The 22,208-nt window shown below is 74.6% G+C and carries 19 protein-coding genes and 1 tRNA gene; 14 read left to right on the top strand and 6 right to left on the bottom strand.

The window, feature by feature from the left end; all coding sequences use genetic code 11:
* The first annotated feature begins 216 nt into the window (after nt 1-216).
* From RIM90_RS21060 to RIM90_RS21110, 11 genes are all read left to right on the top strand, one after another.
* Entirely contained in the window at nt 217-1,161 is a 945-nt protein-coding gene (locus tag RIM90_RS21060) for an alpha/beta hydrolase (RefSeq protein ID WP_309062295.1), read from the top strand.
* Between the two features lie 227 nt (nt 1,162-1,388).
* Complete coding sequence (locus tag RIM90_RS21065) at nt 1,389-4,313, top strand: LuxR C-terminal-related transcriptional regulator (protein WP_309062296.1); 2,925 nt, start codon at nt 1,389-1,391, stop codon at nt 4,311-4,313.
* A 143-nt stretch (nt 4,314-4,456) separates the two neighbouring features.
* A complete protein-coding gene (locus tag RIM90_RS21070; RefSeq protein ID WP_309062297.1) occupies nt 4,457-5,716 on the top strand; it encodes a helix-turn-helix domain-containing protein in 1,260 nt (419 codons plus the stop codon).
* A 211-nt stretch (nt 5,717-5,927) separates the two neighbouring features.
* Nucleotides 5,928-6,710, top strand: coding sequence for an ABC transporter ATP-binding protein (locus RIM90_RS21075; protein WP_309062298.1), 783 nt, complete (start codon nt 5,928-5,930; stop codon nt 6,708-6,710).
* Nucleotides 6,707-7,510, top strand: a complete 804-nt coding sequence (locus RIM90_RS21080) for an ABC transporter ATP-binding protein (RefSeq protein WP_309062299.1) — start codon at nt 6,707-6,709, stop codon at nt 7,508-7,510. The genes RIM90_RS21075 and RIM90_RS21080 overlap by 4 nt, the downstream gene beginning before the upstream one ends.
* Nucleotides 7,507-8,403, top strand: coding sequence for a branched-chain amino acid ABC transporter permease (locus RIM90_RS21085; RefSeq protein ID WP_309062300.1), 897 nt, complete (start codon nt 7,507-7,509; stop codon nt 8,401-8,403). The genes RIM90_RS21080 and RIM90_RS21085 overlap by 4 nt, the downstream gene beginning before the upstream one ends.
* Nucleotides 8,396-9,538 (top strand): branched-chain amino acid ABC transporter permease, encoded by a 1,143-nt coding sequence (locus RIM90_RS21090; protein WP_309062301.1) that lies wholly within the window; start codon nt 8,396-8,398, stop codon nt 9,536-9,538. The genes RIM90_RS21085 and RIM90_RS21090 overlap by 8 nt, the downstream gene beginning before the upstream one ends.
* Nucleotides 9,535-10,821, top strand: coding sequence for an ABC transporter substrate-binding protein (locus tag RIM90_RS21095; RefSeq protein ID WP_309062302.1), 1,287 nt, complete (start codon nt 9,535-9,537; stop codon nt 10,819-10,821). The genes RIM90_RS21090 and RIM90_RS21095 overlap by 4 nt, the downstream gene beginning before the upstream one ends.
* Before the next feature lie 215 nt (nt 10,822-11,036).
* On the top strand, nt 11,037-12,404 hold the full coding sequence (locus RIM90_RS21100) for an MBL fold metallo-hydrolase (protein ID WP_309062303.1): 1,368 nt from the start codon (nt 11,037-11,039) through the stop codon (nt 12,402-12,404).
* Nucleotides 12,405-12,459: 55 nt separating this feature from the next.
* Nucleotides 12,460-12,846, top strand: coding sequence for a rhodanese-like domain-containing protein (locus RIM90_RS21105; RefSeq protein ID WP_309062304.1), 387 nt, complete (start codon nt 12,460-12,462; stop codon nt 12,844-12,846).
* Complete coding sequence (locus RIM90_RS21110) at nt 12,843-13,589, top strand: sulfite exporter TauE/SafE family protein (RefSeq protein ID WP_309062305.1); 747 nt, start codon at nt 12,843-12,845, stop codon at nt 13,587-13,589. Before RIM90_RS21105 ends, RIM90_RS21110 begins: the two co-directional genes overlap by 4 nt.
* A 33-nt stretch (nt 13,590-13,622) precedes the next feature.
* Here RIM90_RS21110 and RIM90_RS21115 read toward each other — a convergent pair whose 3' ends face one another.
* Nucleotides 13,623-13,910, bottom strand: a complete 288-nt coding sequence (locus tag RIM90_RS21115) for a metal-sensitive transcriptional regulator (protein WP_309062306.1) — start codon at nt 13,908-13,910, stop codon at nt 13,623-13,625.
* Nucleotides 13,911-13,991: 81 nt separating this feature from the next.
* Between RIM90_RS21115 and RIM90_RS21120 the strand changes: the two genes are divergently transcribed.
* Nucleotides 13,992-14,579 carry a rhodanese-like domain-containing protein gene (locus RIM90_RS21120; RefSeq protein ID WP_309062307.1) on the top strand — a complete coding sequence of 196 codons (588 nt, stop codon included), beginning with the start codon at nt 13,992-13,994 and terminating at the stop codon, nt 14,577-14,579.
* A 15-nt stretch (nt 14,580-14,594) separates the two neighbouring features.
* On the opposite strand, the gene RIM90_RS21125 is transcribed toward RIM90_RS21120, so the two are convergent.
* Nucleotides 14,595-15,077, bottom strand: coding sequence for an MSMEG_6728 family protein (locus tag RIM90_RS21125; protein ID WP_309062308.1), 483 nt, complete (start codon nt 15,075-15,077; stop codon nt 14,595-14,597).
* A gap of 88 nt (nt 15,078-15,165) precedes the next feature.
* A complete protein-coding gene (mgrA, locus tag RIM90_RS21130) occupies nt 15,166-16,209 on the bottom strand; it encodes an L-glyceraldehyde 3-phosphate reductase (protein WP_309062309.1) in 1,044 nt (347 codons plus the stop codon).
* A 241-nt stretch (nt 16,210-16,450) separates the two neighbouring features.
* On the opposite strand from mgrA, the gene RIM90_RS21135 reads away from it, so the two are divergent.
* Entirely contained in the window at nt 16,451-17,023 is a 573-nt protein-coding gene (locus tag RIM90_RS21135) for a snapalysin family zinc-dependent metalloprotease (RefSeq protein WP_309062310.1), read from the top strand.
* A gap of 127 nt (nt 17,024-17,150) precedes the next feature.
* A tRNA-Gly gene (locus RIM90_RS21140) sits at nt 17,151-17,223 on the top strand.
* 55 nt (nt 17,224-17,278) lie between these two features.
* Here RIM90_RS21140 and RIM90_RS21145 read toward each other — a convergent pair.
* From RIM90_RS21145 to RIM90_RS21155, 3 genes are all read right to left on the bottom strand, one after another.
* The gene (locus tag RIM90_RS21145; RefSeq protein WP_309062311.1) at nt 17,279-18,601 is read right to left on the bottom strand and encodes a lipase family protein; all 1,323 of its coding nucleotides are present in this window, start codon (nt 18,599-18,601) and stop codon (nt 17,279-17,281) included.
* A gap of 176 nt (nt 18,602-18,777) precedes the next feature.
* Nucleotides 18,778-19,956 carry a S1 family peptidase gene (locus RIM90_RS21150; RefSeq protein WP_309062312.1) on the bottom strand — a complete coding sequence of 393 codons (1,179 nt, stop codon included), beginning with the start codon at nt 19,954-19,956 and terminating at the stop codon, nt 18,778-18,780.
* 223 nt (nt 19,957-20,179) lie between these two features.
* The gene (locus RIM90_RS21155) at nt 20,180-21,898 is read right to left on the bottom strand and encodes a SpoIIE family protein phosphatase (protein ID WP_309062313.1); all 1,719 of its coding nucleotides are present in this window, start codon (nt 21,896-21,898) and stop codon (nt 20,180-20,182) included.
* Between the last annotated feature and the right edge of the window lie 310 nt (nt 21,899-22,208).

Genomic DNA, 22,208 nt, shown 5'->3' on the forward strand with positions numbered 1-22,208 from the left:
GCCGTGCGGGCCCCGTGCCCTCGCACCCCGGACCGGCCCGCGCGGTACGGCGCAGGAGACCGGTGAGATTGCCGGTCCGCGCCGGCCCCCTCCTCTCCGACAGTGGCACCGCCAGCCCATCGGCGGCGCCCCCGGCCGGGCACGGACACTCCCCATGCCGTTCTCCCGTGCACCGGCCGGCCGGGCGACCTGCCGCGACAGAGAGGACCACTCGTCGTGCAGCAGCACCCCCACACCGGCACCGGCGCATCGACCGCGGGCCCGCTTCCGGCCCGTGCCGGACGACGCGGGACCGGCCGGCTCGCCGGACTGGCAGCCGCCGTCGCCGCCGTCGTCGGCCTCACCACCCTCAGCGGCCCCGGCGCCCACGCGGCGGACAACCCCTACGAGCGCGGTCCGGCGCCGACCGAATCCAGCATCGAGGCGCTGCGCGGTCCCTACGCCGTGTCGGACATCTCCGTCTCCTCGCTCTCGGTGACCGGCTTCGGCGGAGGCACCATCTACTACCCGACCAGCACCGCCGACGGCACCTTCGGCGCGGTCGCCATCTCACCCGGCTTCACCGCCTACGAGTCCTCCATCGCCTGGCTGGGCCCGCGCCTGGCCTCCCAGGGCTTCGTGGTCTTCACCATCGACACCAACTCCACCCTCGACCAGCCCGCCTCCCGCGGTGACCAGCTGCTCGCCGCGCTGGACTACCTCACCCAGCGCAGCGCGGTCCGCGGCCGTGTCGACAGCAGCCGGCTCGGTGTCATGGGCCACTCCATGGGCGGCGGCGGCAGTCTCGAAGCCGCCAAGGACCGGCCCTCGCTCCAGGCAGCGATCCCGCTGACGCCCTGGAACCTCGACAAGAGCTGGCCCGAGGTCAGGACCCCCACCCTGATCTTCGGCGCCGACGGCGACACGGTCGCCCCGGTCTCCAGCCACGCCGAGCCCCTGTACTCGGGCCTGCCGTCCTCCCTGGACCGCGCCTACCTGGAACTGAACGGCGCCACCCACTTCACGCCCAACTCGTCGAACACGACGATCGCGAAGTACAGCATCTCGTGGCTGAAGCGCTTCATCGACAACGACACCCGCTACGAGCAGTTCCTGTGCCCGCTGCCGCGGCCGAGCCTCACGATCGAGGAGTCCCGGGGCAACTGTCCGCACACCTCCTGATGTCCGGCTGAGCCCGGCCGAACGACGACCCGGTGGCGGTCCGCACACGGTGCGGGCCGCCACCGGCGTTGTGCGCGTGCACCGCCGCGGGCCGCCCGCCCTGGGCCGCGGCACACTCCGCTTCTCCGGCGGGTCGTGAAAACCGCTGGTGATGTGGCGGATGCGTCATCCCGATGGTGCGGACGTACACCTTCCACTCTTCCTTACGCGTGAGTAAGGTCGCGGGAATGACCGGACAGACGACCCCGGGATCCGCTCCGCTCCGGTACCGCCCGGGACCGGCGCGGCAGGAGATCGCCGAGTTGCTGGACGGGCTGCGCGCCGACGGCGGCGTCCGCGTCGTGACCGGTGAACCCGGTTGCGGCCGCACGGCCTTCCTCGAGTTCGCCGCCCGTTCCTTTCGCGCCGGGCCGGTGTGGCACGTTCGCGCCGACCCGGCCCGGACCGAACAGCCCCACCGCGGCCTGCGCACCCTGCTGCGCGCCGCCGGCCGCCCCGTGCGCGTCCCCGGAGACGGTACGGCGGGCGAGGTGCTGCTCGACGTCCTGTGCGCGGCTGCTGCCGCGTCCCCCCTCCTGGTGTGCGTGGACGACGTGCACCTGTGGGACACCGCGTCGCGCGCCGCGCTGGGGCACGCGGCCGCAGGGGTGCACGCGGCGGGTGGCCGGGTGGGGCTGCTCCTCAGCGCGCCCGGACACCGGCCCGTCGACCGGGAGGTGGCGGGACTGCCCGTGGTGCGCATCGCCCCGCTCACGCCGGGGGACGCGGCGGGTCTGGTCGACGACGTGACGGACGGCACCGTCGATCCGGCCGTGCGCGAGGAGTTGGTGACGGAGGCGGAGGGCAACCCCGCGCTGCTGCTGGCACTGGTCCGCCGCCTGTCGCCCGCCCAGCTCCGCGGCCGTCGCGCGCTGCCCCGGCCGTTGGCCGACGCGGAGGTCCTGACCGCGGTCGCCGGCGGGTGCCTGACCGGCGTACCGGCGGACCACGCCGGTCTGCTCCTGGCGACGGCTGCCGCCGCGCGGGCGACCGGGGAGCCGGACGCCGACGCGGACCTCGTACGCAGAGCGGCCGAAAAGGCCGGGGAGCGGGCGGCCGTACCGGCAGCGGAAGCCGCCCCGTCCGCCGGAGCGCGGACCCGGGCGCCGTACGCCGCGGGGCCGTTGCCCGAGACGCTCGCCCTGGTCGACGGCCGGCTGCGGTTCCGCAGCGCGCTGCTCGGCAGGGCGGTGTACGCCACCGCGTCGCCCGAGCGGCGCCGGGCCGTGCACCACGCGCTGGCGGGGAGCCTGGCGGACCCGCACGGCGTCCCGGCGCTGCTGCACCGTTCGTGGACGGTCACGGGACCCGCTCCCGCCCTCGCGGCCGAACTCGCGGCGGCTGCGGCCGACCCGGCGTCCGCGCTGCCGCCCGGCCCGCGCCGCGCGGCGTACACGCGCGCCGCCGAACTGACACCGGACGACGCCGAGCGCGCACACCGGTACACGGCCGCCGCGCGGCAGGCCCTCCTCGCCGGGGACCCGCCCGAGGCCCTGCGGCTGCTCGACGCCGCCCGGAGCCGCCCGGCACCCGCGCCGGTACGCGGCGGCGCGGAACTCCTGCGCGGTGCGGTGCTGCTGGCCGACGGTCCGGTGGACGACGCCCGCGAGTCCTTCCTGCTCGCCGCCGGTCTGCTGGCGGGCCACAGCCGTGAGGAGGCCGGCGCGGCGGGCCTGGGCGCGGCGGACGCGGCGTGGGCCGCGGGTGACATGGCGGCCTGCCTCCGGGCTCTCGCCCCGGACGGCCCCCTTCCGCACGAGCCCGCCCGCGTCCTCACCCCCGTTCCCGCCGCCGTCGCGGCCGTCGCCCGCGCCGCGGACGCTTCCGCCACCGGGACCGCCCCACCCGGTCCCACCGGCTCCACCGGCCCCAGCCGCTCCGCCCTGCTCCGCGACCACCGTGACGGTATGCGCGCCGTGCTCCTGGGGCGCTTCGACCTGGCCGCCGCACCGCTGCGGCGCGTGGTCGAGCGGGGCCTGTCCGCCGACGAGCCCGAACGGCTGCTGAGATCCGCCGCCGCGGCGCTCCTGCTCGGTGACGTGACCGCCGCGCGCAGAACCGGCGCGCGGGCGCTGGCGGCGGCCCGGACCGCCGGCTCCGCCGCCCTCGAACCGAGGGCGCTGGAGTACCTGGCCTACGCCGAACTGCGGGCCGGCCGCCACCAGCTCGCGCGCACCCACGCCGAGGAGGGGCTCCGCACCGCGCGGAGGGCCGGACAGCGGAACACGGCCGCCCACCACCATGCGGTCCTGGCCCTCGCGGCGTCGATCGAGGGGGAGAGGGAACTCGTCGCCGAGCACGCGACGGCGGCCCTCCGCACGGCCCGGCGGCACGGACTGGCCCAGGCCGCCACGCTCGCGCAGTGGGCCCTGGCCCGTGCCGACCTGGGCGCGGGCCGCTCCCGGGAGGCCGCCGACCGGCTCGGACCGCTGGTGCGCCCCGGTGCGCGGCGCGGCCACTTCGCGGTGTGGATGCTCGCCGTCCCCTGCTTCGTGGAGGCCTCCGCACTCGTCGGCCGGCCCGAGCAGGCCCGGACGGTGGTCGAGGACTTCGCGCTGTGGGCCGGGTGCGGGGCGGACCCGCAGGCCCCCGCCCAACTCCTGCGCTGCCGCGCGCTGCTGGCCGCGCCGGAGGCCGCCGACGAGCTGTATCTGCGCGCCCTGGACCGCCATGAGGAGACGGCCGGTGAGTTCGAGCGGGCGCGCACCGAGCTGCTCTACGGCAAGTGGCTGCGGCGCCGGCGCCGGCTGGGCGAGGCGCGTGCGCGGCTCGGGGAGGCGCTGATGGGCTTCGAACGCTGCGGCGCGCACCCGTGGGGGCAGCAGGCGGCGGCGGAACTGCGGGCCAACGGCGCCGCGCCGGGCGGGACCGGGACCGGGCACCCCTCCCGGAGCGGTCCGGGGAGGCTGTCCCGGCTGACACCGCAGCAACTGCGCATCGCACGGTGTGTCGCCGAGGGCGCCACCAACCGGGAGGTGGCCCTGCGCCTGTCCGTCAGCACCCGCACGGTCGACTACCACCTGCGGAACGTCTTCGCCACGCTCGGCGTCCGCTCCCGGGTGGAGCTGGCCCGGCTGGTCCAGCAGGCGGAAAAGACCGGTGCACAACTCTAGGGACCGACCGGACGGTATGCCATCCTTCGGGGCAGGACGAGTCAGGTGGCGGGCGGCCCACGGGCTCTTCGGCCGGCCGGGCGCCGGTCCGGGGAACCGCCGCGCGGGCGCCGCCGGGAAGCCGACCCTGGGGGAGATGCGCGATGCAACACGCCGTACGGCCACGTACCCTGCTCCGCCCCGGGCCCATGCCCGCTCCGCGGCCGCGGACGCCGCGCGTGCGGTCGCTGATCGACGCCGACGCGCTGCGCGTGCTGCACCGGGCCGCCCGGGTGCTGCTGGACGACCTGCCCCAGCTCACCGACCGCCTGGTCGCCGCACTGCAGGAGCAGGAGCCCGCCTACCGGGCCGCCGTCGAGGAGGACCCCGCCGGGACCTGGCAGGAGGTGCACCGCTCACTGCGGCACAGCATCTCCTCCCTGCTCGATCCGCGGGGCGCCCGGGACGCGGCGCGCCGCTGCTCCTGGAGGATCGCCGCCACACGCGCCGAGCAGGGGCTGCCGCTGGACGCGCTGCTGCACGCCTTCCGGCTGGGCGGCTCGCTGGTGTGGCAGGGCCTGGTCGACGAGACGTCACGGACGGCGCCCGAGGACGTACGACTGCTGGTGCACGTGGCCTCCGACGTGTGGGACTTCGTCGACGAGCACTGCACCCTCGTGGCGGACGCCTACCGGCAGACCGAGCGGCAGCTGGCCTGGCGGCGGGAGAACAGGGTGCGCCTGCTGGCGGCGGCCCTGCTGGACGGCACGAGCCGCATCGCCGACCTGCCCGAAGCCGCGCAGGCGCTGGGCCTGCCGGAGCAGGGGCGGTACGTGGTCGTCGCGGTCGGCGGCGGCCGGCTCACCGGTTGTCCGGGTGCACAGGCGGTCCTCGGCCCGGGTGTGCGCGTGCACTGGCACACGGACGTGGAAGCGGATTACGGCATCGTCCTGGCCGAGGACGGTGAGGAGGCGGTCGTGCCGGAGGAGCAGGCACCCGGGGCACGGGTGGGCGTCAGCAGCGCGGTCGAGGGGCTGGCCGCCGTCGGCGAGGCCCGCCGGCTGGCGGACACCGCGCTGAGCCTGTCCCCGGAGACGGGCGGCACGGTCCGGCTGACCGACCACCTGCCCGCGGCGCTGGTGATGTCGAGCCCCGAACTCGGTGCCGCCCTGGCCGACCGGCTGCTCGGCCCGCTGGCGCACCTCGACCCCGCCGACGCGGACGTCCTGCTGGACACCCTGGCCACCTGGCTGGCCTGCGACGGTTCCGCCCAGCGGGCGAGCCGTCGCCTGTACTGCCACCGCAACACCGTCCTCAACCGCCTCCGCCGCTACGAGCAGCTGACGGGCCGCTCCCTCTCCCGCCCGTCCGACCTGGTCGAGGTCAGCCTCGCCCTGACGGCCCGCAGACTCCTCGACCGCTGACGGCCGGGGCGCACCCCCGTGCGGGACACCTTCCGCGCGGGGCGCCACCCGGGCCGGGTGGGCACCCGCACAACCCCCGTCCGCCCCCGTTGGTACGCCGCAGCGAGCGGGCCCGGAAGCCTGTACCGCCCACCCGGGCCCGTGCTGTCGTGAGCTCCCCTTCACCCCGAAGCCGTCACCGCCCCGAGCGGTACGGCCCCGAGGAGCCGCGATGCCCGAAGCACCACCGGACGAGCTGCCCGCCCTGCACGTCGAGAACGTCGACGTGACGTACGGGCGCGCCGTGTCCGCCCTCCGTTCCGTGTCCCTGACCGTGCCGCACGGCGCCGTCGTCACCCTGCTGGGCGCCAACGGGGCCGGCAAGACGACCCTGCTGCGGGCCGTGTCCGGCACGCTGCGCCTGCACCGCGGCGCGATCACGGCCGGCCGCATCCGCTACGGCCAGGTGGTGCTCGACGGCAAGGACCCCGTCGCGGCGGTACGCGCCGGAGTGGTCCAGGTCCCCGAGGGCCGGCGGGTGTTCGCCGGACTCTCGGTCGACGAGAACCTGCGCTCCGGCGGGCTCGGGCTCGGCCGGCGCGGGCGCCGCCAGGTGCAGGAGGCCCGCGACCGCGTCTTCGCGCTCTTCCCGCGGCTCGCCGAACGCACCCACCAGGCCGCCGGACTGCTGTCCGGGGGCGAGCAGCAGATGCTCGCCATCGGCCGCGCCCTGATGGCCGCCCCGCGCCTGCTGCTCCTCGACGAGCCCTCCCTGGGCCTCGCACCGCAGATGGTGCACCGGATCGCCGAGGTGATCCGCGAGATCAACGCCCAGGGCACCGCCGTGCTCCTCGTCGAACAGAACGCCGGCATGGCGCTCTCCCTCGCCGACCACGCCCACGTCCTGGAGGTCGGCGAGACCCGCCTGTCCGGCCCCGCCGGCGAACTCGCCCGCACCGACGCCGTACGCCGCCTCTACCTGGGCGAGTCGGCCGAGGACCGGGGGGCCGCGTGAACGACCGCACCCCCGCCGCGCCGCCCGTGCTCGAGGTACGCGACGTCACCGTGCGCTTCGCCGGCCTCACCGCCCTCGACGGCGTCTCCTTCACCGTCACCCCCGGCTCGGTGCACGCGCTCATCGGACCCAACGGCGCCGGCAAGTCGACCTGCTTCAACGTGCTGTCCGGCCTGTGCCGACCGGCCGCCGGCACGGTGACGCTCGGCGACACCGAGCTGACCCGGCTCGCCCCGCACCGCATCGCCGCGCTCGGCGTGGCCCGCACCTTCCAGAACATCGTCACCACGCACGGCACGGTCGCCGACAACCTGATGCTCGGCCGCCACGCCCTGTCCCGGGCCGGTTTCGCCGCCAGCGCGCTGCGCCTGCCGAGCGCCGTGCGCGAACAGCGCGCGCACCTCGCCCGCGTCCGCGAGATCGCCGAACTCACCGGCCTCGGCCACCACTTCGACAGCCCCGTCGGACTGCTCTCCTACGGCGACCGCAAACGCGTGGAACTCGCGCGCGCCCTCTGCCTGGAGCCGCGCGTGCTGCTCCTCGACGAACCGGTCGCCGGCATGAACGCCGCCGAACGCGCCCGCACCGCCGGCGTCGTACGCGAGCTGCGCGCCGAACTCGGCCTGACCATCGTGCTCGTGGAGCACGACATGGGCCTGGTCATGCGCCTCGCCGACGACGTCACCGTCCTCGACTTCGGCCGGACCATCGCCCACGGCACACCCGACGAGGTCCGCCAGGACCCCGAGGTGCTGCGCGCCTACCTCGGCACCGGAACACAAGGGGAGGACGCGGCATGACCGGCTTCCTGGACAACGTCCTCAACGGCATCGCGCTCGGCGCGGTCTACGCACTGGTCGCCCTCGGCTTCGTCGTCATGTTCAAGGCCTCCGGCGTCCTCAACTTCGCCCACGGCTCCCTGCTCCTGTTCGGCGGCTACCTGATCGCCGTCCTGCACGACGACCTCGGCTTCGCCGGTGCCCTGGCGCTGGCCGTCCTGACCACGGCCGCGCTCGCGGGCGCCCTCGACCGCTTCCTGCTGCAACGCGGGGGACTGGACGAGCAGTCCGCCCACATCCAGACCATCGTCACCATCGGCATCGACATCCTGCTGTTCACCGACCTGGCCCGGCGCATCGGCGGCGACCTGCTGCCGCTGGGCGACCCGTGGGGCGACTCGGTGACCGAGCTGGGGCCGGTGACCGTCGCCGACAGCCGGCTCGCCGCGATCGTGGTGTCCACCGTGGTCATCGGCGCGGTGTTCGCGCTGTTCCGGTTCACCTCCTGGGGGCTGTCCCTGCGGGCGGCCGCCGAGGACCTGGAGGCGGCGGCCCTCATGGGCGTACGCCTCGGCCGGGTGCGCGCGGGCGGCTGGTGTCTGGCCGGTGCGCTCGCCGCGCTGGCGGCGGTGTTCCTCGCCTCGTTCCCGGCGCCGGGCCTCGAGCGCACCACCGGACAGATCGCGCTGCACGCCTTCCCGGCCGCGATCCTCGGCGGACTGGCCTCCCCGGTCGGTGCCCTCGCGGGCAGTCTGCTCATCGGCCTGACCGAGGCGCTCGTCGTCGGCTACCAGTCCGAACTGCACGTACTCGGCGAGGGCTTCGGCGACGTCGCTCCGTACGCCGTGATGCTGCTGGTGCTCCTGGTACGGCCCACCGGGCTGTTCGGCGGGAAGGGGGCGGCCCGTGTCTGACCGTCTCCTCGGCGCCCTGACGCGCCGGCCCGTGAGAATCCTCCTGCTCGCCGTCGCCCTGTGCCTGCCGCCCTTCTACCTGGACGCCTTCTGGCTGCGGATCGGCCTGTTCTCCTTGGCCGCGGCCATCGGCGCCGTGGGCCTCTCCCTGCTCAGCGGCACCGCGGGACAACTCTCCCTCGGGCACGCCTTCTTCCTCGCCGTCGGTGCCTACGGCTACGCCTACCTCGCCGGCGAGCCCGGACCCGGACTGCCCCCGGTCCTCGCCGCCGTCCTCGCCGTGCTGCTCGCCGGAGCGGCGGGCGGGCTGTTCAGCCCCGTCGCCGGCCGGGTGAAGGGCATCTACCTGGGCATCGCCACCCTCGCGCTGGTCTTCCTCGGCCACCATGTGCTGCTGACCGCGGACTCCGTCACCGGCGGATTCAACGGCCGCTCCGTGCCCCCGCTGACGCTCGGCGGGTTCACCTTCGCGGCCTCCGACCCCGAACTCGTCGTGCTCGGCGTTCCGTTCGGCGCGGAGGAGCGGCTGTGGTTCCTGGGCCTGGCCCTGTTCGCGTTCACCTGGTTCACCGCCGGCGGCCTGCTGCGCGGACGCCCGGGCCGCGCGCTGACCGCCCTGCGCGACAGCGAGACCGCGGCCGCGGTGATGGGCGTCGACGTCGCCCGCCACCGCTCGGCGGCCTTCGTGGTGTCCTCCATGTACGCGGGCCTCGCGGGAGTGCTCCTCGCGCTCGCCTTCCGCCGGGTCGTCCCCGACTACTTCTCGCTCGCCCTGTCCATCGACTACCTCGCCATGATCGTCATCGGCGGCCTCGGCTCGGTCGCCGGAGCCACCGCCGGCGCCGTCTTCGTCACCGCGCTCCCGCTGCTGATGACCCGTTACGCCGACCAGCTCCCGCTGGTGGCCGCCCCCGGTTCCACCGAAGGCGCCGTGGGCCCCACCGAGGCCGCCCGCTACCTCTACGGTGCCGCGATCGTCCTGGTCCTGCTGTACGCGCCCGACGGCCTGCACGGCCTGGCCCGCCGGGTCCGCGAACGCCTGCGACGCAGCCGCCCCCGTACCCCTGCCACGGACCCCGTCCCCTCACCCCCGCAACCGGCCGCAGCCGCACGATCCAAGGAGCACACCCCGTGAACACCACGCCCCACAGGCACCGCAACCGGCGCCGCACCACCGGGTCCGTCCTCGCCGGAGCCCTCGCCCTGCTGCTCGCGGTCTCCGGATGCAGCTCCAAGGCCGAAGGCGGCGACGAGAACGGCGACGCCGCCGACGGCGTGCGCACCGGCCCCGGCGTCAGCGCCGAGACCATCAAGCTGGGCGCCCTCACCGACCTCACCGGCCCCTACGCCACCCTCGGCAAGTCCATCGTGCAGGCCCAGCAGATGTGGGCCGACGAGACCAACGCCAAGGGAGGCATCTGCGACCGCAAGGTCGAGATCGTCGTCAAGGACCACGGCTACGACGTGCAGAAGGCGGTCACCGCCTACGCCGACATCTCCGCGGACGTCGTCGCCCTGCCGCAGGTCATCGGCTCCCCGGTGGTCGCGGCCCTGCTCGACGACATCGAACGCGACAAGGTGCTCACCTTCCCGCAGGCCTGGGCGGCCTCCCTGCTCGGCAAGGACGCCATCCAGGTGCTGGGCACCACGTACGACGTCGACATGATCGCCGCGGTCGACTTCCTCACCCGCACGAAGGGCCTGAAGAAGGGCGACACGATCGGCCACGTCTACTTCGAGGGAGACTACGGCGCCAACGCGCTGGAGGGGTCCACCTGGGCGGCGAAGAAGGCCGGCCTGAAGGTGGCCGGCCAGAAGATCAAGGCGACCGACACCGATCTGTCCGCACAGGTCTCGGCCCTGCGCAAGGAGGGCGTGAAGGCCGTCCTGATCAGCGCCGGCCCCGCGCAGACGGCCTCCCTGGTCGGCGTCGCGGCCTCCCGCGGCCTGCGCGTCCCGGTCGTCAGCAGCGCCCCCGGCTTCGCGCCCCAGCTCATGAAGACCCCTGCCGCGCCCGCCCTGGCGGCCATGCTGAACGTGGTGAGCGCCGCGCCCGCGGTCAGCTCCGACCTGCCCGGCGTGAAGCGCATGGTGGCGTCGTACCAGAAGAAGTACCCGGACTCGCCGGTCGACTCCGGGGTGCTGTCCGGGTACAACGCCGCACAGCTCCTGGGCACCGACCTGAAGAAGGCCTGTGAGGCGGGCGGTCTCACCCGTGAGGACGTCGTCAAGGCGCACCGCTCCCAGAGCAACGCCGACACCGGTCTCGGCACCGCACAGGACTTCTCCGACGTCGACCGCCCCGCGAGCGTGAAGACGTACGTCCTGAAGCCCGACGCCAAGGCGGTCGGCGGCGTGGTGAACGAGGAGGAGGCGCACACGGCTCCGGGCGTCGAGGAGTACCTGTCCTCGCGCTAGGCGCGCGGCACGACCGGACGGCCCCGGCGGACCCCGAGAGGGGGACGCCGGGGCCGTCCGCGTGTCCGGGGCGGGGACGGGTCGTCCGCCGCCCGCGAGGCACCCGTGCGGTGCGGGCGGGCGCACCCGCCCCCGGAACATACCCCCGGGGGTACTCGTGTTACCGTCGAAGACATACCCCGGGGGGTAAATATCCGCTTGGAAGGGAGCGTGAGGTGTTCTTCGTCGACACGATCGAGGTGCCGGGGCTCGGCAACCGCGGCTATCTCGCCGGTGGCGATCAGGCGGCCGTGGCCGTCGACCCGCCGCGCGACGTCGACCGGGTGATCGCCGCGGCGGCCCGGCGGGGCGTACGGATCAGCCACGTGGTCGAGACCCACGTCCACAACGACTACGTCACCGGCGGTCCGGAACTCGCCCGCCTCACGGGCGCCGCCTACCTGGTCCCCGCCGACGCCCGCGTCTCCCACGCCCGCACCCCGGTGCGCGACGGCGACGAGGTGACCGTCGATCCCGGGGCCGACCTGACCCTGCACGCCCTCGCGACACCCGGGCACACGCCCCACCACACCTCCTACGTCCTGCGGGAGCGGGACGAGGCGGTCGCGGCGTTCACCGGCGGTTCCCTGCTGATCGGCACGGTCGGCCGCCCCGACCTCGTCGAGCCGCGCCTGACCGAGACGCTCGCCCGCGCGCAGCACGCCTCGGCCCACCGGCTGGCCGCCGAGCTCCCCGACGGCACGGTGGTGCTCCCCACCCACGGCTTCGGCAGCTTCTGCTCCTCCGGCCGGGCGGAGGGCGATTCCACCACCATCGGCAAGGAGCGGGCGTCGAACGAGGCGCTCACCCGGGACGTGGACACCTTCGTCGCCGACCTGCTGGCCGGGCTCGACGACGTCCCCGCCTACTACACGCACATGGGCCCCCTCAACGCCGGCGGGCCCGCGCCGCTCGACCTGACGCCGCCCGCCGTGGCCGACGCCGAGGAGATCGCCGGCCGGCTGGCCGCGGGGGAGTGGGTCGTGGACCTGCGCAACCGCGTCGCCTTCGCCGAGGGGCATGTGGCGGGTTCGTTCAACTTCGAGGCCGAGGGCAAGCTCGCCACCTACCTGGCCTGGCTGATCCCCTGGGGCAGGCCGGTCACCCTGCTCGCCGAGTCCGCCGAGCAGCTCGCCGCCGCCCAGCGGGAACTGGCCCGGGTGGGCATCGACCGCCCCGCCGCGGCGGCCACCGGGGACCCGGCGCGCTGGGTGCGCGAGGGCGAGACCCCGGCCTCCTTCCCGCGCGCCACCTTCGCCGACCTCGCGGACCGGCACCGGGACGAGCAGGTCGTCGTCCTCGACGTCCGCCGGGACGCCGAGCGCGCCGGCGGATTCGTCGAGGGATCGGTCCACATCCCGATCCACACGCTGCACGGCCGTCTCGGCGAGATCCCCGACGGCCAGGTGTGGGTGCACTGCGCGGGCGGCATGCGCGCCGCCATCGCCGCCTCCCTGCTGGACGCGGCGGGCCGGGACGTCGTCGCCGTGGACGACGGCTTCGAGGACGCGGAGCGGGCCGGACTCACGACCCGGAACGCCTGACGGCACCGGACACGCGACGCACACCGTACGACCGAGGAAAGGAGCGGACACCACCATGAGCGTCTTCCGACGGGGTCGGGCCGGCCCCGGCCGCGTGACGGTGCGGGAGGCGGCGGCGCGCACCGGCCGCCGCGGCGCCGCCGGGGGCGGCGGTGCCGTGCTGCTCGACGTCCGCGAACGCCACGAACGGCATGCGGGGCACGTTCCCCGCGCCGTCCACCCGCCCCTGTCCGCCCCGGCGGCCGGAACCGGTCTGCCGCCGGCGGCCCGGGCGCGCCCCCTGGTGGTGATCCGCCGCGCGGGCAACCGCTCCCGGCACGCCGCCGAACCGCTCGTCGTCCGTGGCGCGGACGCCGTCGACGTGATCGGCGGCACGGAGGACCGGGCAGGGGCCGGACCCCCGGTCGTCGGCGGGCACGGCGGGAGCGGCACCGTCACGTGAGCGCTCTGATCCTCGCCCTGACCGCCGGGGCCGTCGTCGGCCTCACGCTGGGCGCGCTCGGGGGCGGAGGCGGCGTCCTGGCCGTCCCGGCCCTGATCTACCTGCTCGGTCTCACCCCGGTCGCGGCCACCACCGCGAGCCTGGTCATCGTCGTCGTGACCTCCGCCGCCGCTCTGTCCGCGCACGCCCGCGACGGCCACGTCCGGTGGCGTACGGGACTGCTGTTCGCGGCGGCGGGCGCCGTCCCGGCGATGCTCGGCGGCGCGCTCGCCGCCCGTCTGCCGGGCGCGCTCCTCACGGCGGCCTTCGCCCTGGTGGCGGGGGCGGCGGCGGTCCGCATGCTGCGGCGGCGCGGCCCGGTGGACGAGGACGTCCCGGTGCGGCCGGTCCGCGCGGCGGCCGCCGGTGCCGGACTCGGCGGGATCACCGGCGTCCTCGGTGTCGGCGGCGGCTTCCTCGCCGTGCCGGCCCTGGTGGGCGTGCTCGGTCTGCGGACGCGGGTGGCGGTGGGCACCGGCCTGGTGGTCGTCACCGCCAACGCGCTCGCCGCGCTCACCCAGCGCGCCGGCACGATCGACACCCTGGACTGGACGGTCCTCGGGCCGTTCGCAGGGGCCGCGGTCCTCGGTGCCTGGGACGGCGGACGCCTGTCCGCCAAGGTCTCCGAGGAAGCGCTGCAGCGCGTCTTCGCCGTGCTGCTGCTGGCCGTGGCCGTGTTCATGCTGATCGACGCGGTGGTGTGATGCGCACCGAAGGACAGCCCGCCGCCCCGGCGCTCACGCCAGCGACAGGAACAGCTTCTCCAGCCGGGCGCGCATCTCCTCGGCGTCCTCGCCGGTCCTGCGGCCGGACTCGATGTCGGCCACGCACTGCTGCAGTCCCGTGGCGATGATCGCGAACCCGGCCCGGTCCAGCGCGCGGGAGGCGGCGGCGAGCTGCATGACGACCTCCTCGCAGTCGCGTCCCTCCTCGATCATCCGGATCACCCCGGAGATCTGGCCCTGCGCCCGGCGCAGCCGGTTCAGCACGGCCTTCAGACTCGCACCCTCGAGCTCCAGCTCCACGCCCACTCCTTGATGAATACCCCTCGGGGTATAGTACGTCCCGATTCGGGACGGCGTCGACCAGTAAGGATCACATCGGTCATGACCGCCCCCCTCACCCCCCTCGCCCTCGGCACCGACCAGGCCCGCACCCGGCTGCACGAATTCACCGTCATCGACGTGCGCACGCCCGGCGAATACGCCTCCGGTCATCTGCCCGGCGCCCTGAACATCCCCCTGGACCACGTCCGGCGCGCCCTGCCCGAACTGCGCGACGCCGCCCGGCGCGGTGACGTCCTGGTGGTGTGCGCCTCCGGTGCCCGCTCGGACAACGCCTCCAAGCTGCTGGCCGAGCACGGCATTCCCGCCGCCACGCTCACCGGGGGAACCAACGCCTGGGCCGCCGACGGCCACGACCTCCACCGGCCCGCCGCCTGCGACACGCGCGCCGGCTGGAGCATGGAACGCCAGGTCCGTCTCACGGCCGGCACCGTGGTGCTCCTCGGCCTCGTGCTCGGCCTGCTCGTACACCCGGCGTTCCAGCTCCTCTCCGCCGGTATCGCCGCCGGTCTGGTCTTCTCCGCGCTCACCGACACGTGCGGCATGGCGGTCCTGCTCGGCAAGCTGCCCCACAACCGGCCGCGCGCGGCCGATCTGGACGTCACCCTGGCAACCCTGCGCGGGCGCTGAGGGCGGACGGGCGGGTCAGTCGGCCACCGCTTCGGGGTCGCGGTCGGACGCCGGCCAGACGTACGGCAGGTCGTCCGGCGCCCCGGGGAAGAGCTTGCCGTAGACGGCCGGTTCCTTGCGCACCAGCGCCGAGCGGTGGCTGCGGTGCAGGGCGTCGTCCCCGAGCCAGGGCGGCAGCTCACCGGCCCGGGCCAGCTCCGGCTGGTCACGCACCGGAAGTCCGGGCCGGACGGCGGCGAGATCGGCGACGAGAGTGGCGGCGCAGCTGTCCTGGTGGCCCCGCTCGCGCCAGACCCGGCAGATCTCCAGGCCGTAGCGCACCAGCGCCTCCTCGTAGCCGGTCCACATGCGCACCGCCGGATGCCGGCGCCACCCGTAGCCGGGGACGATCAGGCCGCGCAGCACCTGGAGTGCCTCGACCCGCTGTTTGCCGAGCCGGCGCCGGTCGAGCACCAGCGCCGACTCGCGGAAGCCGGGATACGGCAGGAACGTCTGCATCGGGCCGTCCGAACCGTTGGAGGTGCCGCGGCCTCGGAGCGCGGCTCACCGCACCGTGGTTCCCCTTTCCCGGCGGCGCACACGCGGGTCAGCCGAGGTTGCCCAGCCTCGCCTCGCGCCACAGGTCGACGCCGCCGTCGGTGGCATACGTGTCGATCTCGGCCAGTTCCTCGTCGCTGAAGTCGAGGTTCTCCAGCGCGGCGACGTTCTGCTCCAGCTGCTCGGTGCGGGACGCGCCGATGACCAGCGAGGTCACGCGCGGATCCCGCAGGGCCCAGGCCAGCGCCATCTGGGCGAGGGTCTGCCCGCGGCGCACCGCGATGTCGTTCAGGGCACGCAGCCGGCGCAGCATGTCGTCCGTCAGCCAGGCGGTGTCGAACGACTTGCCCGCCGCGGCCCGCGAGTCCTGCGGGACGCCGTTCAGATAGCGCGCGGTCAGCAGGCCCTGGGCGAGCGCCGTGAAGCCGATGATCCCGAAGCCCTCCTCCTGGGCCACGTCCAGCAGCCCCTCCGTCTCGATCCAGCGGTTCAGCATGCTGTACGACGGCTGGTGGATGAGCAGCGGAGTCCCGAGGTCCCGCAGGATGGCCGCCGCCTCGCGGGTGCGCTCGGCGTCGTAGGAGGAGATGCCGACGTAGAGCGCCTTGCCCTGGCGGACCGCGGTGTCGAGCGCGCCCATGGTCTCCTCGAGCGGAGTGGTGGCGTCGAGACGGTGGGAGTAGAAGATGTCCACGTACTCCAGCCCCATGCGCTTCAGGGACTGGTCCAGCGAGGCGAGCAGGTACTTGCGGGAGCCGCCGCCCTGGCCGTAGGGGCCGGGCCACATGTCCCAGCCGGCCTTGGTGGAGATCACCAGCTCGTCCCGGTACGGGGCGAGGTCCTGCTTCATCAGCCGGCCGAAGTTGATCTCCGCGGCACCGTAGGGCGGACCGTAGTTGTTCGCCAGGTCGTGGTGGGTGATGCCGAGGTCGAAGGCGCGCAGGGCGATCTCGCGCTGGGTCTCGAAGGGCCGGTCGTCGCCGAAGTTGTGCCAGTAACCCAGGGACAGCAGGGGAAGGTCGAGTCCCGAGCGGCCGGTGCGCCGGTAGCGCATGGTGCCGTCGTAGCGTTCGGGATCGATGACGTGGTTCATCGGGTCGTCTCCGGTGGTGCGATCAGGGGGCCCCGTGGGATGGTGTGGATCCTTGCCCACAGTGCCCCCGCATGATCAGGAAGTCCAACCGATCCTCTCCATGGGATTCAGCAGCACCGTTTCTGAATCGCGGGCCTCGCGTCGGAGCCGGCCGAATGACGGATTGGCGGCCGTGCCCGGCGGGCAGGGAGGCAGAGAGTGTCATGAGCACGACTACCCTTCCCCCACGAGGAGGTCGACCATGCACGTCCGTACGCTGACCGGCGGCCTGGCCGCGGCTTTGGTGATGTCCTTCCCCCTGCTGGGCGGCCAGGCCGTGGCCGTCCCGTCCGGCGGCACCGCGAGTCCCCCGGCCGCCGCCCGCGTGCTCACCTACGACGCGAGCGGCTCCGCGGAGTTCGCGTCCGCGGTCGCCCGGGGCGCGGCGATCTGGAACGAGAGCGTCGACGCCGTGGAGCTGCGCCCGGCCGCCCCCGGGCAGCGGGCCGACATCCGGGTCCTGGCGGACAACGGCTGGCCGCGCGCCCTGCCCACCTCCCTGGGCAAGGGCACCGTCTACATCGGACGCCAGGCCGTGAACCAGGGCTACCACACGGTCCGCATCTCGGCCCACGAGCTCGGCCACATCCTGGGCCTGCCGGACCGCAAGCCCGGTCCCTGCTCCAGCCTGATGTCCGGTTCCACCGCGGGGACCTCGTGCACGAACCCCTACCCGAACGCGGCGGAGAGGGCAGAGGTCGAGGAGAACTTCGCGGGAGCCGCCTCCACCAGGACGCCGGTACCGGCGCCGCGGGCCGTCCTGACCCGGGACTGACCGGCCGCGCGACCCTGCGCACGGGACCGCTCAGCCCGGTGCTCATGTGACTGATGTGCCCACTGAGGCGATTGCCGCTATGGTTGAGCCAGGTCGAGGCGCCGGGAAGCTCCGGAAGCCCGCCCGTGCGTTGGTGGTCCAAGGAAAGACGCCCCGCTTCCTGCGGGGAGATGCAGGTGCAAGGCCTGCCCGACGCTCCACCGCGAACCCCCGTCCCGAAGTCCCGGGACGGGGGTTCGTGCCGTCGGGGGCGGTTCAGCGCTGCACCGGCACGCTCCGGCAGTTGGACGTGGCCGGCCTGCCCGCGAGCCGGTCGGTCAGCCAGGACACCGCCTCGCCCTGGTCGGTGATGAGCGGTACCAGGTGGTTGGTGAGGATCTTGTCCCCGAGGTTCGGCAGGGCGACGGCCTTGTAGGTGACGTCGGCGCCTTTGCGGCACCAGTCGACCGCCAGTTGCCGGGCCTGCGCGTGCGGCACGATGTCGTCCTGGACGCCGGTGGCCAGCCGGACCGGCCCCGCGGGCCTCAGCGTGCCCAGGCGCTGCTTGTCGAGGACGGCCCGGGCGCGGGGCTCGCCGGCCATGACCTCCGCGATGCTCTTGCCGCTCGCCGTCCACTTGGTGCTCCTGGTGAACCCGTAACGGAAGATTCCGTCACCCACGCAGGTGGTGGAGATCTCCTCCAGCGCGGTCCGCCCCGTGGCGTTGACGTGGGCGTCCACCACATCGCGCAGGCCGGGCTCGGCCTGTGCGAAACCGTTGATCGCCCAGCCCAGCGCGGCGGCCAGGGCACTGCCGTCGACGCCCTTCATGACCTCCGTCAGATCCGCGGGCGGCGCACCGCTGTAGGTGCCGGCGAGATTCACCTCGGGCGCGTACGTCCGCTGGAGTTCGGCCGCGGAAGCACTGGCGCCGCCGCCCTGGCTGTAGCCGTACATGCCGACCCGGGAGTCCGCCGTGACGGACGCGCCCGGCACGGAACGCGCCGCGCGCGCGGCGTCCAGCATGGCGTGGCCCTGGTCCACGCGGTTGACGTAGGTGTGGAGCCGGTCGGTCGCCCCGAGGCCGACGTAGTCCGTGACGACGACGGCCGCGCCGGTGGCGAGGAGGCGGTAGACCGCCAGGTTGTCGTACCCGACCGACAGGCTCTCCCCGCTGAGGGACAGCGGGCGCTCCAGCGCGAGCGAGGGCGCGCACTGGTCGCCCTGGCCCATGGTTCCCGAGCCCACGACCACCAGGGGCCGGGGACCGCCGCCCCTCCAGTCCGCGGACGGCTCGATGTACGCGCCGGTCACCGCGACCCGCTCCCCGGCCGAGTCGGTGGACGTGTACATCAGGCGGGTGGCCGTACCGGGCAGCGGCCGGCCGTCGAGGCCGGGCAGGCGCAGACCGAGGCGCAGCGGCTCGTGCCGGATCAGCGCGCCGTTCGCCGACGGCAGGTCGGAGGGCGGGGTGTAGAAGGCGGGGACGGCCGCGCCGCGGGACGCGACGGGCTCGCTCGCGGCGGCCGGCGGGGCGGCCGTGCACACACAGGCGGTCGTGACGACGACGGTGGTCAGCACACTGCTCAGACGGCTCACGGCTCACTCCTCGCTCTGCTCAAGAAGGCGAACCGGAAACTAGCACCGCTCACTTACCGCCGGTAACACCCAGGTGGGTCACGGAGCGGTAACACTTCGCGGCCCGCCCTCGCCGGGCGCACGGGAGCGGGCCCCGCCGGTCGTCCGGCGGGGCCCGCTCGCTGTCGAGGTTCCGGTCAGGCCGTGTGCAGAGTCAGCCCGTAGCGGTCGAGGATCTCGTTGACCGGCTGGAACCAGGTCTCGCCCCCGCCGGAGCAGTTGCCCCAGCCGCCGGAGGTCACCCCTTGCGCCTGGTCGCCGCTGATGAACGCACCGCCCGAATCACCGGGTTCGGCGCAGACGCTCGTCTTCGTCATCTGGTGCACCGCGCCCTGGCTGTAGTTGACGGTCTCGTTCTTCGCCAGCACGGTGCCGCAGTGCCAGCGGGTCGTGGAGCCGGACCGGCAGATCGAGGCGCCGACCGGCGCCTCCGCCGAGCCGCGCACCAGCCGGTCCGGGACCGTGCCCCAGCCGAGCACCACCGGAACCGTCCACCAGCCGCTGCCCACGTTGACCCACGCGTAGTCGTCGCCCGGGAACGAGGAGCCCTGGAAATTGCCGATGTGGGACCCGTCCCAGCCCCTGACTCCGGCGCCGGCGCCGCCGCAGTGCCCGGCGGTGACGAATCCCCCGTGCACCGAGAAGCCTATGGAGCAGCGGACGTTGCCGGTGTAGTACGGGTCGCCGCCCACCGTTCCCGCCGCGAAGGTGCGGGCCGCGGCCGGTACGGTCCGCACCGTGACCGGGCCGGCCGCGCGGGCCCGGTCGACGAACCGGCGGACATCGTTGTCGGCGCGCTTGCCGCCGACGACGTTCACGACGACGGTGTTGGCGGCCGGGTCCACGGACCAGCTGCTGACACCCGCGGGCGCGTCGAGGCGGTCGATGCGGGACTTGACCGCGTCGAGCTGCCGTGCGCTGTGCTCGACGGTGCGGACCCTGGCGCCGGAGTCCCGCAGGGCCCGGACCGCCGAGGCGTCGGCGTCCGGGGTGACGGCGACGGTCAGCTTCCCGCTCCCGGCGTCGAACCAGGCGCCGCCGTAGGCGGATCCGGCGGTCCTTCGGGCCTCGGGTGCGAGTGCGGTGGCCGCGCGTTCGGCGGCCAGCCGGGCCTCGGCCCCGGCGCGGGACAGGCCGAAGTCCCGCTGCATCGCCCGCACCAGGCCGGCGGAGGCGGGCGCGGAGTCGGTGGACGAGGCGGAGGGGGGCGAGTCGGGGGCCTCGTTCGCCGAGGCGGGCAGGGTGCCGGCCGCGGTCCAGCTGCCGATCATGAGCAGGGCGGCCACGCCGGCACGGGCGAGTCTGGTGCGTCTCATGGAAGGTGTCCTTCGTCGTTCCAGCAAGGTGGGGGTGGAACAACCGCAGTGTGAGAGCGCTCTCAGTGGAGTGGGGCAGAGCTTAGCGGCCCAGTTGTGTCAGGTCCATGCCAATGCGCGGTGCGTTTCCGCCAATCGTGCGCGGGGCGGTGGGACCCGGCCACCAGAAGGTGCCGGCGCCGGCGCGCAGGGGCCCCGGCGGCGCGGTGTCAGCGGCGCGCCGTCACGGCCCGGAGGGGACGCGCAGGGCGAGCAGGGCGACGTCGTCGTCATTGCCGGAAGGGCGGGCGCGCTCCAGCAGGAGGTCCGTGAAGGCCTCCAACGGGCGGTGCGTCAGGGAGGCCGCGTGCCGGCGCAGCCGGTGCAGACCCTCGTCCAGGGAACGGCCGGGTGCCTCGATGAGACCGTCGGTGTACAGCAACAGCGTGGCACCGGGCGGCAGTTCGGCCGTCGCGTCGGGGCGCGGCCCGTGGGATCCGGTGCCGAGGAGGATGCCGTGCCCGTCGGTGAGGTAGCGGGCCCGGCCGTCAGGGGCGACCAGGAGCGGCGGCGGATGACCGGCGTTGGTCCACAACAACCGCCACCGGCCGTCGTCGGCCGCCAGGCGGGCGAACAGCAGGGTGGCCATGGTGACGTCGGTGATGTGCAGGACGGCCTGGTCCAGCCGCTCGACGATCCTGCTCGGGGGGTCCTGCTGCGCCCAGGCGTAGGCACGGAGCATGTTGCGGAGCTGCGCCATGCCCGCGGCCGCGTCGAGGTCGTGTCCGACGACGTCCCCGATGGCCAGCGCGGTGGCACCGTCCGGCAGGGTGAACGCGTCGTACCAGTCGCCCCCCACCTGCGAGGCGTCGGGCGCGGCCAGATACCTGGCGGTCATCCGCAGGCCGGGGACGCGCGGGAGCTGGGGCAGGAGGTGCCGCTGCATGGTCTCGGCGACCTTGCGCTGCCGCTGGTAGAGACGGGCGTTGTCCAGGGCCAGCCCGGCCCGCCGCGTGATGTCCTCGAGCAGGGGGAGGTCGGCGGCCGTGAGCGGCTCCGGTCGCTGGGCCCGGCCCAGGGTCAGGGCTCCCAGCACCTCGCGCACGCCCCTGATCGGCGCGATGGCCGCCGAGTGGATGCCGGTCTCCTCGAAGAGGCGCCGCTGCTCGACGGCGAGTCCGGAGTCGGGCGTCCCCTGGTAGGTCTCGGGTCCGGCGAGTGCCGAGGAGACTCCCCGCAGCGCGCGGGAGAGGGGCATCACGGAGTCCGGGGGCACCGGTGGCATCGGGCCCTCCAGATCCTCACGGTGCACGAGGACGCCGTTCTCCGCGTGCACCACCGCCGAACGCCGCACCTCGTCGTGTTCGGTGATCAGATCGACGATCGCCCAGTCCGCGAGCTGCGGCACGACCAGGCCCACCAGCCGGCGCAGCGCCTGCTCGACGTCCAGGGTGGAGGTCAGCTGGGTGGTCGTCTCGGCCAGCAGGGCCAGCCGCTCCAGCTCGGGCAGGGGGCCGTGCGGCCGGTTCGCCTCGGTGGCGGCCGCGTCGTGGTCGCGCGGGACGTGGAAGAGCACCAGGGTCGGTTCGCCGGCGTCCTCCGTGCGGAACGGGGTGACCAGCCAGGAGACGGGGACGAGGGAACCGTCGCCCCGCTCGAACCACTCCTCCTCGGACTGCAGTGCCCGGCCGGTCGTGTACGCCTGCCTCATCCCGCACTGCGTCCCGGGCAGCGGAGCGCCGTACCGGCTGCGGTGCAGCAGGTCGTGCGCGTCGTGGCCGAGCAGGTCCCCGGCGGGGCGGGCCAGCAGTTGCTCGGCGTGCGTGTTGACGGCGAGGATGCGCCCCTGCTCGTCCACCACGTAGGCACCGGTGCCGAGGGCGGCCAGCAGCGCGGAGAGCGAGGGCGACGCGGTCCGCGAGGATCGCCCGTCGGTGCCGCCCACGGTGTCCGGGCCCGTCACGTGCTGCCTCCTCCGCCGGCCGGAGCGGGGTCGGGTGTCCTTGAGAACCTCCTCGTCCCGCTCCGTCACGTGAGGCTCCTCCTCCAGTGTCCCGTGAAGGGGACACACGAACCCGTCGTGACACAGACCTCACCGTCGTCCGCGGGCGCACCCGGAGCGGCACACGGGCCCCGGACCCGTCCGGCCACCCCGTCCGCCGGGAAACGGGGGACGACGTACGCCGACGTCGGTACGCGCGGTCGCCCCCGCCGTCGGACGTCCTCGCCGCGCGGACCCGGCGCCGTGGCGGGCGTGAAATCCGGCGGCCCCC

This window comes from Streptomyces sp. (genome assembly GCF_031181555.1).
In the GTDB taxonomy this organism is placed as follows: domain Bacteria; phylum Actinomycetota; class Actinomycetes; order Streptomycetales; family Streptomycetaceae; genus Streptomyces; species Streptomyces fimbriatus.

What these genes read in the sequence shown, in the direction of transcription:
- RIM90_RS21065 (WP_309062296.1), top strand. Translation starts at nt 1,389, where the DNA reads ATGACCGGACAGACGACCCCGGGATCCGCTCCGCTCCGGTACCGCCCG.
- RIM90_RS21070 (WP_309062297.1), top strand. Translation starts at nt 4,457, where the DNA reads ATGCAACACGCCGTACGGCCACGTACCCTGCTCCGCCCCGGGCCCATG.
- RIM90_RS21075 (WP_309062298.1), top strand. Translation starts at nt 5,928, where the DNA reads ATGCCCGAAGCACCACCGGACGAGCTGCCCGCCCTGCACGTCGAGAAC.
- RIM90_RS21085 (WP_309062300.1), top strand. Translation starts at nt 7,507, where the DNA reads ATGACCGGCTTCCTGGACAACGTCCTCAACGGCATCGCGCTCGGCGCG.
- RIM90_RS21105 (WP_309062304.1), top strand. Translation starts at nt 12,460, where the DNA reads ATGAGCGTCTTCCGACGGGGTCGGGCCGGCCCCGGCCGCGTGACGGTG.
- RIM90_RS21120 (WP_309062307.1), top strand. Translation starts at nt 13,992, where the DNA reads ATGACCGCCCCCCTCACCCCCCTCGCCCTCGGCACCGACCAGGCCCGC.
- RIM90_RS21125 (WP_309062308.1), bottom strand. Translation starts at nt 15,077, where the DNA reads ATGCAGACGTTCCTGCCGTATCCCGGCTTCCGCGAGTCGGCGCTGGTG.
- mgrA (WP_309062309.1), bottom strand. Translation starts at nt 16,209, where the DNA reads ATGAACCACGTCATCGATCCCGAACGCTACGACGGCACCATGCGCTAC.
- RIM90_RS21135 (WP_309062310.1), top strand. Translation starts at nt 16,451, where the DNA reads ATGCACGTCCGTACGCTGACCGGCGGCCTGGCCGCGGCTTTGGTGATG.
- RIM90_RS21150 (WP_309062312.1), bottom strand. Translation starts at nt 19,956, where the DNA reads ATGAGACGCACCAGACTCGCCCGTGCCGGCGTGGCCGCCCTGCTCATG.